We start from the raw sequence: 13,047 nt of genomic DNA, 5'->3' as shown, positions 1-13,047 counted from the left end.
TACGCACGGATCAACCCTCTCGTCCAATTGTCCAGTCCATCTCTCTATGATTACGCTCTGAGCGTGACTTGGGTAACCGAATGACAAAGCTGACTTGCAACTGCCATGCGGGAAATCACCAAAAATTCGAGCGACGAGTGATGGGCTGGATGTTCGAGAACGTGGGACGTTTGATTGCTTGGCTGCAGAAGCCGGCCAACCACTGTGAGCCGCTCACCTCGAAGGATTCGGCGGCCTTACGCGACACTCTTCGCCCCGGTGACGTTTTGCTGGTCGAAGGCAAAGGTCGTATTTCCGGCGGCATCAAATATCTCACTCAATCGACCTGGTCGCATTCGGCGTTGTACGTCGGGCCGATAGCGGGCGCCGCAACCGAGGGCGAGCCCCACGTCCTGGTCGAAGCCAATCTCGACGAAGGTGTCGTGTCGGCGCCCCTGTCGAAATATCTGCATTGTCAAACCCGCATCTGCCGGCCGGTTGGCCTGAGCGAAGCCGACCGCGAAAAGGTTTGCCGCTACGCCTCTGAACGCATTGGCCTCGGCTACGATTTCAGGAACGTCATCGACCTGATGCGCTATCTATTCCCATGGCCGGTGGCGCCGCGTTGGCGTCGCCGACCGATCGCACTCGGCTCCGGCGATGCGAGCCGCATCATCTGTTCGTCGCTGATTGCGCAAGCATTCGACGCCGTGCGTTATCCGATCCTGCCCAAGATCACGCGCATCGAAAGCCAGACGGCGCGGCGCGAAATCGCCGAGACCCGTCACTCGTCACTCTACGCGCCGCGCGACTTCGATATTTCGCCCTACTTCATGGTGGTGAAGCCCACGCTCGCGTTCGGCTTCAACTATAGAGACATGCAGTGGGCCGATCTTCTCCAGGTTCACACCACACAAGCCACGCTCGCTCCAGAGATAGAAGGCGCGATCGCGACGGGCGGCCTAGCCAAAATTTCCGCTAAGGCACTAAGTTGCGCAATGCTCACGGATGATTGACATGTCGAACCCACGTCTACGACTGATCCATTGCTCAAGCGGTATCCGGCCGGGAGCAAAGTACCGGCGGCACGGCCGCAGCTTCCGACCTCTGGTTATTGATCGGGCGGCGCGAGCGAAACCAGCGCCGAGCGAAAGCTCGTGGGAAGCTGCGCTTAACCCGGTCAGTCTTGGTTTCTTAATTTCCATTGCCTTCTTGCAGGTGAGCATGACAGTTCTTGATGCCTGGACTCATCCTGAAAACGACCTGCCAGATTGACATGGTGCACCCGAGCCATCTATGGCGGCCGGGTGGGTCACCGAAACTCCGCCTCCTGTATCATTCGCATCGACCGTGCTGCTCTAGACCGCTAGTGAACCGGTTTCCGGGACGGCAGGGTCAATGTCCGTTCCGGGTCTTGGCTGGTGAAAACGCTCAGCACTTGATGCGCCATAGAACAAGTTATTCGTCCAAGAGCCTCTTAGCGCTCCAACTCGCAACGGCACTGAACTTAAAGAACGAGCTGAAGAATGCAATTCTCGTCGCGTTTCGATATTTCGCGTTTTTGCACAGCCAGGGTCAAAAGCGGCATTTGACTTCGCGCTGAGCGGCGTCTCGTCTACCCCGGTGAGTTGACGTGGCGATCTTCAATCCGGATTTCGGCCATGGGCCACAAGCGGATGTCGTCGCCTAATCGATCATTGGTGGATGCGGGGATGAGCAACCCACGACCGTAGCCGACGAGGATGCGCCCTGTGGTAAAGCCCCGATTCGTTTCAGACGATGGATCTACTGTCAGCATCACTGACGTGCCTCAGCAACAAAAAGGTTCGTCGAGGAAATTCATGGCCGACCACAAGAAGTCGGCTTAACCTTCCTGATCGCTCCGGTCGGAATTCGATACTGACCTAGAGCACCATTATGATCAAAACGCCAATCGCTACCGCTGCTGCGGCCGCAGTAGAACTTTGGTTGCGCAACCGGAACGTTGGAAATTGGAGGTGACCCCCAATGACAACAGAGATGCGGAAGACCGGTATCGACGTCGTTGGCGACATGGTGGCCTGGGGTGCCCACTTTTGCCTCTTCTATGACACGAGAGAGGATCTCCTCGACACGTTGATCGAATACTTCAAGTCGGGTTTGGGAAGGGAGGAGTACTGCCTGTGGGTTGTTGCCGCGCCTTTGACGATCGAAGAAGCGACAGCTGCGTTGAAAGCCGCGGTGCCTGACCTTGATCGACACCTGGCGGACTCCAGGATGGAAATTGGGTCGGCCCGCGATTGGTTTCTCCAGGGCGGCACGTTTGATGGCAAGAGAGTGACAGACGCTTTGTATGAGAAATTCGCTCGCGTATCGGGCAGAGGGTACGCCGGCATGAGAGCGACCGCGGATACCACCTGGGTCGCAAAGAAGGACTTCTGGAGACACTTTTGCGACTATGAAGATGGTCTCAACGAGGTTATCGGCAATCAGAGCCTTGCCCTGCTGTGCACGTACCCGCTTGCGACGTGCGGAGCTCATGAAATCCTGGACGTGGTGCGTACACACCAGTTTGTCCTCGCAAGGCGACACGGGAATTGGGACATTGTCGAAACCGCCGCGCTCAAGCGAGCCAAGGCCGAAATCAAGGGGCTCAATGAGGAACTCGAACAACGTGTCGTAGAACGGACCAACCAGCTGATGCTGGCGTCGGAAGCATTGCGCGAGGCGCAGACGCAGCTGGCGCACGTCAATCGCGTCACGACGATGGGAGAGCTGTCGGCCTCGATTGCCCATGAAGTCATGCAGCCAATCGCGGCGACAGTTACCAATGCCCAAGCTGGCTTGCGCTGGCTAAACGCCCAGCCGCCAAATCTGGAGCGGGCCCGGCAGGCGCTCGGCAACACCGTCAAGGCAGGCAACCGAGCCACCGACGTCATAGGCCGGATCCGTGCCCTAATCAAGAAGGCGCCCCCACGGAAGGATGCCTTGGAGATCAACGGAGCAATCCTTGAGGTCATTGCCCTGACCCGTGGCGAACTTGTGAAGAACGGCGTCTCGGTGCAGACACAGCTCGCGGAGGGCTTACCGCTCATTCAAGGAGATCGAGTCCAACTGCAACAAGTGATCCTCAACTTGATCATCAACGCCGTCGAAGCGATGAGTGAGGTCGGTGAAGGGGCGCGAGAGTTGCTAATCAGCACCGGAAAAGATGCATCGGGCGGGGTGCTCGTCGCCGTGCGGGATTCGGGCCCGGGACTGAACCCGGAGAGTTTTGACCGCCTGTTCGACGCATTCTACACCACCAAGCCCGGTGGCATGGGCATGGGACTAGCGATCTGCCGATCGATCGTGGAAGCTCATGGGGGACGAATATCGGCCTCTGCTACTGCCGCCCCGGGTACAGTCGTTCAATGTATCCTGCCTGTAGGGTGAGAGTGTAAAGGCAAAATTGGACTCGTCCTCGCAACCCCGACGTCGTGAACGGTAGCCTGCCGTTCCGGAAGGAGTTCTTGGGGCCTGAAGTCCGGAATGGTGTCGCGCGGCGATCTGGATGGAAGAGCGCGTCAATCAAGGTGAGAGAGTTTCGCCGGGCTCGTGACGTAGGGAGGGCGTAGCCCGACCGGAGTTACGAGCCCGGCGTCGGCGCGATCCGCGAGGGACCGCGCCGACTGGTGATCGCGGCCGGCAGGTTATGCAAGTGGTTCTTCCGCCAAGAGGAATCACTCGCTTGCCCGGCCGACACATCACAGATCACCAGATGAGGCTATACATGAAGTACCGTCAGACCGATAGTCCGCCAGTGGCGGCGGCCAAGGCGTCATTCAGCGCGTCGACCGCTTATCGGATCGAGAGAGATCCCCGACTTCCATCGCAAAAGAAGGCTCCCCGCAGCCGGCGACGACCTATGTGTACCGAAAACCTTATCCGGGTTGATGACGTAATGGAATCGCCTAAGCTGGCGGAATGATCGGGCTGCTCTGTTTCGTACTGGCCGTCTTGGCTTCGCCCTCAAGTCGAAGAGCCGACTTGAAGCAGAGAATGCGGCGCTCAGACATCAGTTGATTGTCTTGAAGCGTAAGCTGTCGTGTCCGGCTCACCAACGATGATCGCTGGTTCTTCATTCAGCTGTATCGCTGGTATCCATCGATCTTGCAGGTCCTCACGATCATCCGGCCCGAGACGGTCGTGCGTTGGCACTGGGCCGGCTTTCGCGGCTATTGGCGTTGGAAGTCGCGCCCGATCGGCCGCCGATCGACACGAGGCTGCGCGCGTTGATCCGGCGGATCAGCGTCGAAAATCCGCTTTGGGGCGCGCCACGCATCCACGGCGAACTGCTCAAGCTCGGGTTCGAGGTCGCGCAGTCCAGCGTCGCCAAGTACATGGTGAAGCGACGCGGGCCACCCAGCCAGGGATGGCGCACCTTCTTGCGTAATCACGCGCCGGACATTGCCGCCATGGACTTGTTCGTTGTTCCCACCGTCGGTTTCGATCTGCTCTATGCTTTTGTGATCGTCCGGCTCGACCGCAGCGACCTCGTCTGGATCAACGTCACAGCAAATCCGACGGCGGAATGGGTTGCACGTCAAATCAGGAGGCATTTCCTTGGGATGAGGCTCCGCACTACCTCATCCGCGATCGCGACCGGATCTATGGCAGCGTCGTCACGCGCCGATTGCGCGCCATGGGTATCCGGGACAAGCCTACCGCACCAGCCTCGCCTTGGCAGAATGGGTTTGCCGAACGGCTGATCGGATCGATCCGGCGTGAGTGTTTGGACCACGTCATTGTTTTGGGCGAGGCGCATCTGCGTCGGGTCCTGCAATCCTACGCCGACTATTACAATAACGTCAGAACGCATCGATCCTTGGATAAGGACGCGCCGATTTCTCGCCCGGTTCAGCGAACCGGTGCGATCAGCTCACGCGCCATCCTGGGCGGACTTCATCACCACTACGCCCGAGCTTAAGTTTTCGGTACACACAGGCGTGCAAATCAGGTTGCGATTGCCCACGATTGGAATCGTTACCCGCGCTCGCCTGTATCGTGCCATGCTCGCCATGCGTGGACGCGTCGGTTGCGGTTGCCGCTCTGAAACCGCTATGATCGATTAGAGCGTTGATGGACCCTCATCCTCCGCGAGGATAGTTATCTTTGCCGTTGCCGTTGGCGCTAACTTGCCCCGCGTCTGCATCGGAAAATCTGAAATTCATCGCCGCGTCTGTCGACGGTATCGCCTGGGGTAGTCCCGAAGGCAAATGGCCGATCGTACATTCCGGGATCTAGCAGGGCCAAGTTGTCGGAACCACCCAGGTTCGCATCGGCGCTGCTAGGGATATTGAGGGGTTGCTAGTTCCTCGGTGCCGATTGCGGTAGCTGATGCGAAGACATCAGGTAAGCTATCACGAAGATCGAACGCTTGCGCAGGTGATAGGCTATGCGTACGTTCGATTGGCAGAAGCGGGTTTCTGATTCGGAGCTTGACGCGGCGAGAAAGCTCGCGCGAGCGTTTCGAAATCCTCCGGCGGAAGAGGGCGGCCAAACAAATAGCCTTGGTAATTGAGCCGCCCATACCGCGCTAAGAAGGTATATTGCTCTTCCGTTTCCACGCCCTCGGCGATGACGGAAAGACCAAGACTTCTGCTAAGTGCGATGATCATCTTGGCTATCGCGGCACTATTAGGATCGACTACGACATCCTTGACAAAGCTGCGATCAATCTTGAGCTGATCGATAGGAAGACGCTTTAGGTATGAGAGGGAGGAATAGCCAGTTCCGAAATCATCGAGGCTAAAGCTGATACCGATTGCTTTCAACTTATCCATCTTGGCTATTACGTCGTCGACATTGCTGACTAGTGTGCTTTCGGTAAGTTCAATTTTTAGGCGACGAGGATTGGCGCCGGTTTGCTCGATGATCGTACGAACTTGTTCGACGAAGTTCTTCTGGCGCAGCTGCAGTGCGCTGACATTTATCGCAACACTTAAATGCTCGGTTGCGGGATCTGACGACCAACTAGCTAGCTGCCGGCAAGCGATTTTGAGCATCAAAGCGCCGAGCGGCAGGATAAGACCTGCGCTCTCCGCCGCCGGAATGAATTCGCTTGGAGAAACCATGCCTTTCTGCGTATGTGGCCAGCGTGCCAGCGCCTCCGCGCCCAATAGCCTTCCTCCATGATCGACCTGCGGCTGATAATGCAGCAGAAACGCTTCCCTTTTGAGATCTTCTCGCAGATCTGTCTCAAGGGCAGCTCGCGCCGAAATCATGGTCTGCATAACGGGGTCAAAGAACCGGAGACCATTCCGGCCAGCGGTTTTTGCGTCATACATCGCTAAATCTGCCCTTTTTAGCAGTTCGTCGACATTGTTATCCTTGGGAGAAAATAGAGTCACACCGATGCTGGGCGTGCATGGATATTCATATGCGTGAAGGCGAAAGGCATCAGTGAAGGCGGCAACAATCTTTTCTCCGATTGCCTCTGCTTGCAAAGCAGCGGTTTTTGCCTTTTGGGTACCGAGATTGGCAAGAAGAACCACAAATTCATCGCCGCCGAAGCGGGCAACTGTATCTTCTGCCCTTACACATCGAGCGATGCGCTGAGCCGCCTCTTTCAGCAGGAGATCGCCCATGTCATGGCCGAGCGAGTCGTTCAGAGTCTTAAAATTATCGAGGTCAATGAAGAGCACAGCGCCGTAGGATTTATGACGCGTATTGGCATTGAGCGCCTGACGCACCCGGTCGATCAATAAGACACGGTTCGGCAAGCCTGTAAGTTGATCGAAAAAAGCTAATTCCCGGATCTTTTCCTCAGCGTGCTTGAGTTTGGAAATGTCATAGTAAGAGCCAATGTAATTGGTAACTTCCCCGGCCTCGTTTTTCACGGCGGATATCGTCAGCCAGCGCGCGCAATGTTCTCCGCTCTTCGTCCTGATGCTCATATCGCCCTGCCAGCCACCGGTACTCTGAAGGGAGTTCCACAAGCTCTGGTAAAACCCAGGCGCGCGACGATGCGACCGGAATAGGCGCGCCGTTTGTCCAACCAACTCTTCCATCGCATAACCAGTCAAGGCGACGAAAGCGCGGTTGGCACTCAAGATCGCGCCTTTGGTATCGGTGACGATCATTCCCTCTTGAGCATTGAAGGCGGCAGCGGCGATGCGCAATTCAGCATTTGACTTGTCAAGCGCATCGCTTTGCCGTTGCAGGTCGATCTCAATAGCTTCGCGACGTTTGATCTCTTGCGAAAGTGCAAGGTTATGTTCGGCCAACTCGGCTCTGTGACGATCGGATTCGACGAACTTGATTTGCAGCCGCACTGAATTCTGACGCATTCGTTCGAAGCCGATGGCCAACACGAACAGCGCGATAGCGAGGAGACCCAGACAAAACACAGAGGTCGGCGAAAGCGTAGTGCCGTAAAGTTCTTCCTCGCTCGCCAGACGCAGGACGGAAAGCCGTGTGCCCGGAACCGGCGAGCGTAGCGCAAGATATCCCTTCAGCTCGGGAGCCGGGACAACTGATAGGGCCTGAATGCGGCCAGCCGGCAGAGCGGCAAGCGCGGGGCCGCTGGCAGCAACAGGCGAGTGTCCCCGCTCGATCGGGAACAACACCTCGCCGTCATCGGCCAACAGGAATTCATGGGGCTGTCCGAGGTCGTTGCTGGGTACCAATGATGCAAGCAGATTGAGATCGCTTATACTCTGCACCGTTCCCCGTACCCCGCCCTTCTGCAACACCGGCGCGCTGGCTACGAGCAGGCGGCGCTTCTCGTCGATCTGAATGTTCGGCTCGACTAGGTGCCCAATTGGCGAGAGCGTTGGCACGCCGGATGCGCCGACATCAGCTTGCGGCACGCCGTCGTTGTCGAAGAAAGTCAGGCGCAAATAGGAGGGCTGGCCCCGATATTTATCTTCATCCAAGGTGACCTGCAAACGACCTTCGATTGCAGCCAAATTAGCAAAGAGTCCATACTTGACGGACATTCCGAGATCGAGGTTGCTGAAATAGTTGGAGATGTCCTCACTGGCGGCGAGCCGCGCGACGGCCTGCCGGCGCTCGATCAAAAACTCGCCAATCTCGCTGGTGCGCGCTTCACCGATTGATAGAAAACGCGCATCGGCGTTTTGACGCAATTCCACTTGCGATGTGTAGAGATTGACAATCAGAAATAGCATGGGCAGCAGAAAGGCTGCGGCTGCTATCAATGGCCACCGCGGAGCCAGGTATCGATTAAAATTGGCCAGCCAAGGCTGCATCAATTCGTCTTTGTATAGAATTCCGGAAAGAAGCGGCGGATGCCAGGATAGTATTTGTTCACGAGCCGGTCATAGGCGCCGGAAACTTTGAGGTCTCTCAAATAGGCATTGAATTCGTCGCGCAAAGCCGGCGCATCTTTTGGAAAGGCAGTTGCCAACAGCTGCGGGCCGGAGATCGGCCCTAGAATCTTGATCCTGCCAGCCCATTTTCGCAAATCGAGAATGGCGTCCGGCACGTCAAGCAGCGTCAGCTCAGCTTCCCTGTTGAGCATAGCCGGCACCATCTCGTTGAGGTTCGAACTCTTATTGTAGGCCTTCAGGTCGATACCGACATTGACCAGGTCGTAATTGGCTGGGTCCAAGCAGGTGCGCTCCATGACGAGCACGCTCCTGGAACCGATGGCTTTGCGCGTCTCAGCGATATCTGCCTCGAGATCGGCGCTACCCTCGATTGGCTTTAGATCAGACTCGGCTGGCGCCACTAACAAAACCTGGGAGGGAAGGGTCGGTTCGGAATATAGGAGAACGGCCTCTCGCCATGGCAGTATGGTGAAACCGCTCGAAATCACGTCCCCCTTGATGGGATAGTCGCCTGTCAGCGCCACCTGGCCATTTTTGCGCACCGCATCTTTGCCGAGCAGATCGCGGATCACCGAATAAAAATCTGAGTAGACAAGCTTGTAAGATACGCCGATCCGTTTAGCGAAGCCCTGCATCAATTCCACGTCGAAACCGTCACCAGCGCCGGTAACGAAATTAGCGTAGCGGATACCGATATGGCGAATTTCGCCGCGCTTCTTGATCTCCGCGAGATCAGCTGCCCAGCTAGAGGCCACAAACAAACAAGCCATTGCGCCGCTGAGCGGCCCAAGCACGAAACGCTTCGAGAACATGAAGGTGCACTTTGCTTTTACAGCGATAAAAATGCACCGTAAAAGTCCGGCATTAAGAAAAGATAGCGAAAAACAGTTAAGTGCAATCCAATTTGGCCACCAAAAGCTGGCTTGGCGGCGATGGATTACGGGCTCGTCGCTGGCTGTAGTGGAAGCGAATCCCTCAGGTTCTTGAGTTCGTTCAGCACCGACCTCCAAGGACCGATCGCGCTCAATAACGTACTTAAGGTTAATATGACGACGTATCCTGAAAATTCGTGCCAATGAGGAGTTACGCGAGACAAGTATTGGTGCCCTTGCTGTCCTATCTGCGCATAAAGCAGCACGAGCGGCGCACTGCCTAACACACTCGTTGTCAGGTATTGGAGGGGTGAGACACGAAAGACTGCAGCAAAGAAGTTCGCCAACGGCGCTGGCACGAGGGGCGAGAGGCGCAATCCGAGCAAAGTCAGCCAAATCTTGACAGCGGAATAGTGATCCAAGCGAGCGCTGAGGCGTTGCTGAATCTGTTTCCGGTAAAACAAGAACGCGCTCAAGCCACCAAAGGTACTGCCGAGCAACACCGTTGCACCTCCGGCGAATCCGTTCATGTAAAAGCCTGCCGCCAGATAAACCATGGGCATGGAAGGAAACGCCAGAAAGGCAAGCGCGGCTGATGCAAGCAGAAACGTCAAAGCTGTCAGGAGTGGATTCGCTTCCACCATTGTCGACAAGCCTGGGAACAGCTGCGAGGCTCCCTCTCTCGACATGGGTGACGCAAAATACGCCAACGACAGAAGGAGAACAGCCGACAAATAGAAGATTACCGCTTTGTGACTACGCATAACACTAGCCTAAACCGGATAAGAGAGGCGGCGTATATTCAAAGCTGTTGTAGGTGTTCCAGAACAAGACCTTCTTGTTATTCAGTGTCCCAGTTCGAGACAAGGCGAGCAGCGACCGCCAAGCCTTCAACGTAAATACCGGATCGAGATTGAGCCCTGCCTCCTTCAATTCCTCCGCCCACGAGGTATCGACGCTTTCGACCAAACCGTAGCCAGGACCCCAGCTGTTAGAATCCGGGACAAAAATTTCCTCCCGCACACGACGAAGAGTGTTGGGCGAAATGCCTGGAAAGCGGATCTTTTGCAGCCAAGCCGCCGTGCTGCGGGCGAGCTGGGTGACGTTTCCCTCCACAAAGGGCAGAGAGGGCTGCCGATTGACCAACCATCGCGTCAAATAAGGTCTGTCCTGATCGGCCACCCCTACCACCTTGGTTTGCCATCCCATCAGGTGGACGCCGAAGAGCAGGCCGAGCACAGTCGAACCGCTGCCCATGGGAACAAAGATCACATCGGGCGGCGTTTCCCATGCCTGAGCGGCGTCGAGCCACTGCGCCAGCTCGGCGACCGCATTCATATGCCCCAACACGCTTAATTCGTTCGAACCGCCTGGCGGAACAACGGAATCCGTGTCCGGATGCAGCCAGTGCCTTGCAAATTCGTAAGCCGCCTCGCCCACCAATTCGACGTCATTCTTGGTTATGGCAACGCGCTGAACAAGGCTCTGCAAAATGGCCAGCCTCGCCATGTCCGTGGCGGCTCCCGGTACCTCAAAAAGCACCAAATCAAGGGCGCAGTTCAGCGGCTCTCCGTCGCCGGTCAAATCAGCCATGCGGTTGGCGAGAGCAAATTGCAACGCGTGATTGCTGGAAACCGCACCGATGGTCCCAAGGTGCTGAGAGCCGGACCACTTCAAGTTTGGCAACAGAAATTCGTACTTGCGGGCCTTGTTACCAAAAACGGGATAGTGCGCACTGCTCTCATTTACCACCAAGAGTTCAGCGCAATCGATTTGTCGCGTCACCGACGGTGGCAACTGTAAGAGGTGGTTTTCCCGCGCAAATATGGGGGTCCAGGGAATGATAGCGCGGGCCTCGGCATCCTTCAGGAAAATGGAATTGCCCGGATCGCCTAGGCGCTTGTATCCGGCGAAAGAGTCTTTACGGGCGCGCGTGTTGATGATGAGAGGCCCCTCTTCGGCGTCGGGATCTACCAAGGAGGGAAACAGCTTGGCCAAAGCCAAAAATTGCGAGTTCAATACCGCAGGCGGCGGCGCCAAACCTGAAACATCGGCCATATGGGGAAGCGGCAACAACGGACGCCCGCTTTGAGCCGCGCCGACCGCGCCCAACGCCGCTCCGCCCAAAATGATTCCTTGCACAAAGTTTCGGCGAGAGAGGTACATCGCGAACTGTCACATGGCACCTAAGAGTTGTAGATTAACCTTTTTTTAACGATATTCCAGTCGGGTGCTGGCTTCGGCGAGGAATAATTTAAGTTTTGCTTAACCAAGACTCGTCTAAAGCACGCCAGGATTTCCGATCGGGCCTGACCTTGCCTTTGCCAAATAAGCTTCGAGAGAATTGCGATCGGAGCGGCGTCAGATAGCCAAGATCGAGGTTTAGCGCGGGCCGACCATCTGGCCGAGACGAGCCGCACATTTCGCTCCAAACAAGGCGCGGCTGCTACGCTCCAGCCTATACGAATCGAGCAACGGCATGGCGGGCGAAAGGCGAAATCGGTCAAGCAGATGCAGATCAGGCCGAAGCGTCCCCACTGGCCACTGAAAATAAAAATGATGCTGTCGGACAGCTCCGGCATTTGGCACGCCGGAAAGCGGAATGTCCGCGTCGGGCTTAGAAGCAGTGCGGTGAGTCAATCTAGAGATGCTTTCCCTCCAGCCACAGAAGCAGCAGGTAGAAATCTCAACTCCGAAAATAGATGTTATGGCAGAAGTCGACCAGTGACGAAGCAAAATGTGGTTAGGCAAGCACGTCGATCACGCGAGCAGCGTTGCTCTCGTCAATGAAATCATCGAGGCATGCGGGCAATAACGGCCATTGCCCACGATCCGCTTCTTCGAAGGGCCTCATCAATTCCCCACCCAGAATTACGGGAGAGGCATAACAGCCGCACAGCGTTTTCACATAGCCAGGGCCAGGCCAGACTCGGAATTGGTGGCTGCAAAGGTTTTGTCCGGTTGTCCTCCAGAGGCCGAAATACTGTCCTGATAAGTTTGGCGCTCATCGCCGCATCGTTTGTCTGGGGCGTGATTATGCAAAAAGGTCTGCCAACCCTGGCTGGGCGGTCCTCGCCGCTTGACCATGTACTTGGCAATGCTTGATTGCGCGATCTCGAACCCAAGCTTGAGCAGTTCGCCATGAACATGCGGTGCTTCCCACAGCGGATTCCCTCCCGCGAAACTACGGAGCCGCGCGAGCGCTCTCGACGCGGCCCGAGGTCGGACAGGGCTACCGCGTTCTGCTCGGCGGTGACGAAGCGGGCGATCTTGTTGCTCGCATTCGTTGTCCATGAAGTCGGCTGGCACGATGTCTGCTTCGCATGACTTGATGATGCCGGCTCGGCCTGAGTCGTTCAGGCTTTGCAGATCGGCGACATTCAGGCGCGCTCACCGGCAATGTCATCCTTCCCGGAATCGCCCCTTCGAACTACATTTCTTATTCCCACCAACCGCGGGTGTTCACGCCAGCCGCGTCAGCGAGCGCTTCCAGCTCTGCAATGTCGTCGCCGGAGAGCCTTGTGGTTGGCCCGGACGAGCCCATAGATATAGCTAGGCCTGGTGACGCCGATGTGCCCTTCGCGATAGCCCAAGCCGTCGCGACATCGGGAACTGCTGCACCCTGCTTCTGGCCTATCGAGGCGAGCTTGTCCGTCAGGGCCTTCAGCTGAGGCAGCATGCCATTGTAAGCCTGCGCCCTGTTGGTGCCTTCCGGTAGCGGGTTGTCGGGGCTGTACTTGCCGCTCAGCGCGCCCTGTTCGAACACCATGTAGGCGAAGAATGGAATGCCCTGGTTGCGGCAGTTGTGTGTACCGAAAACCTCATCCGAGTTGATGATGTAATGGAATCGCCTAAGCTGGCGGAATGATCGGGCTGCTTTG

The 13,047-nt window shown here is 56.6% G+C and carries 11 protein-coding genes and 1 pseudogene; 6 read left to right on the top strand and 6 right to left on the bottom strand.

The genetic code is table 11. The features are described 5' to 3' along the window. Positions 1 to 140 precede the first annotated feature (140 nt). From AC5ZG5_RS30490 to AC5ZG5_RS30465, 6 genes and pseudogenes are all read left to right on the top strand, one after another. Positions 141 to 995 (top strand): YiiX/YebB-like N1pC/P60 family cysteine hydrolase, encoded by an 855-nt coding sequence (locus AC5ZG5_RS30490; RefSeq protein ID WP_456645652.1) that lies wholly within the window; start codon positions 141 to 143, stop codon positions 993 to 995. Position 996: 1 nt separating this feature from the next. Then, positions 997 to 1,254: a hypothetical protein gene (locus tag AC5ZG5_RS30485; protein WP_456645651.1), complete on the top strand. Its 258-nt coding sequence runs from the start codon at positions 997 to 999 to the stop codon at positions 1,252 to 1,254. Between the two features lie 732 nt (positions 1,255 to 1,986). After that, a complete protein-coding gene (locus AC5ZG5_RS30480; RefSeq protein WP_456645650.1) occupies positions 1,987 to 3,393 on the top strand; it encodes an MEDS domain-containing protein in 1,407 nt (468 codons plus the stop codon). A gap of 295 nt (positions 3,394 to 3,688) precedes the next feature. Beyond that, positions 3,689 to 3,919, top strand: a pseudogene (locus tag AC5ZG5_RS30475) (IS21 family transposase); the annotation flags it as partial. A 232-nt stretch (positions 3,920 to 4,151) separates the two neighbouring features. Continuing rightward, positions 4,152 to 4,709 (top strand): hypothetical protein, encoded by a 558-nt coding sequence (locus AC5ZG5_RS30470; protein ID WP_456645683.1) that lies wholly within the window; start codon positions 4,152 to 4,154, stop codon positions 4,707 to 4,709. Then, a complete protein-coding gene (locus AC5ZG5_RS30465; protein ID WP_456645649.1) occupies positions 4,643 to 4,927 on the top strand; it encodes an integrase core domain-containing protein in 285 nt (94 codons plus the stop codon). The genes AC5ZG5_RS30470 and AC5ZG5_RS30465 overlap by 67 nt, the downstream gene beginning before the upstream one ends. A gap of 466 nt (positions 4,928 to 5,393) precedes the next feature. On the opposite strand, the gene AC5ZG5_RS30460 is transcribed toward AC5ZG5_RS30465, so the two are convergent. The 6 genes from AC5ZG5_RS30460 to AC5ZG5_RS30435 form a co-directional block, all read right to left on the bottom strand. Beyond that, positions 5,394 to 8,162, bottom strand: a complete 2,769-nt coding sequence (locus AC5ZG5_RS30460) for a putative bifunctional diguanylate cyclase/phosphodiesterase (protein WP_456645648.1) — start codon at positions 8,160 to 8,162, stop codon at positions 5,394 to 5,396. A gap of 50 nt (positions 8,163 to 8,212) precedes the next feature. Next, positions 8,213 to 9,106 carry a transporter substrate-binding domain-containing protein gene (locus tag AC5ZG5_RS30455; protein ID WP_456645647.1) on the bottom strand — a complete coding sequence of 298 codons (894 nt, stop codon included), beginning with the start codon at positions 9,104 to 9,106 and terminating at the stop codon, positions 8,213 to 8,215. A 125-nt stretch (positions 9,107 to 9,231) separates the two neighbouring features. Further along, the gene (locus AC5ZG5_RS30450) at positions 9,232 to 9,810 is read right to left on the bottom strand and encodes a VTT domain-containing protein (RefSeq protein WP_456645646.1); all 579 of its coding nucleotides are present in this window, start codon (positions 9,808 to 9,810) and stop codon (positions 9,232 to 9,234) included. Positions 9,811 to 9,934: 124 nt separating this feature from the next. Continuing rightward, positions 9,935 to 11,278, bottom strand: a complete 1,344-nt coding sequence (locus tag AC5ZG5_RS30445; protein ID WP_456645645.1) for a pyridoxal-phosphate dependent enzyme — start codon at positions 11,276 to 11,278, stop codon at positions 9,935 to 9,937. 792 nt (positions 11,279 to 12,070) lie between these two features. Then, positions 12,071 to 12,475 (bottom strand): hypothetical protein, encoded by a 405-nt coding sequence (locus AC5ZG5_RS30440; RefSeq protein ID WP_456645644.1) that lies wholly within the window; start codon positions 12,473 to 12,475, stop codon positions 12,071 to 12,073. A gap of 130 nt (positions 12,476 to 12,605) precedes the next feature. Next, positions 12,606 to 13,047, bottom strand: a 442-nt coding sequence (locus tag AC5ZG5_RS30435; protein ID WP_496165479.1) for an aldo/keto reductase, incomplete at its 5' end; no start/stop codon positions are given.

The organism is Bradyrhizobium sp. Ses1, assembly GCF_059512365.1.
Note: the sequence above shows the minus strand (reverse complement) of the source record. Positions and strands in the feature narration are given on the sequence as shown.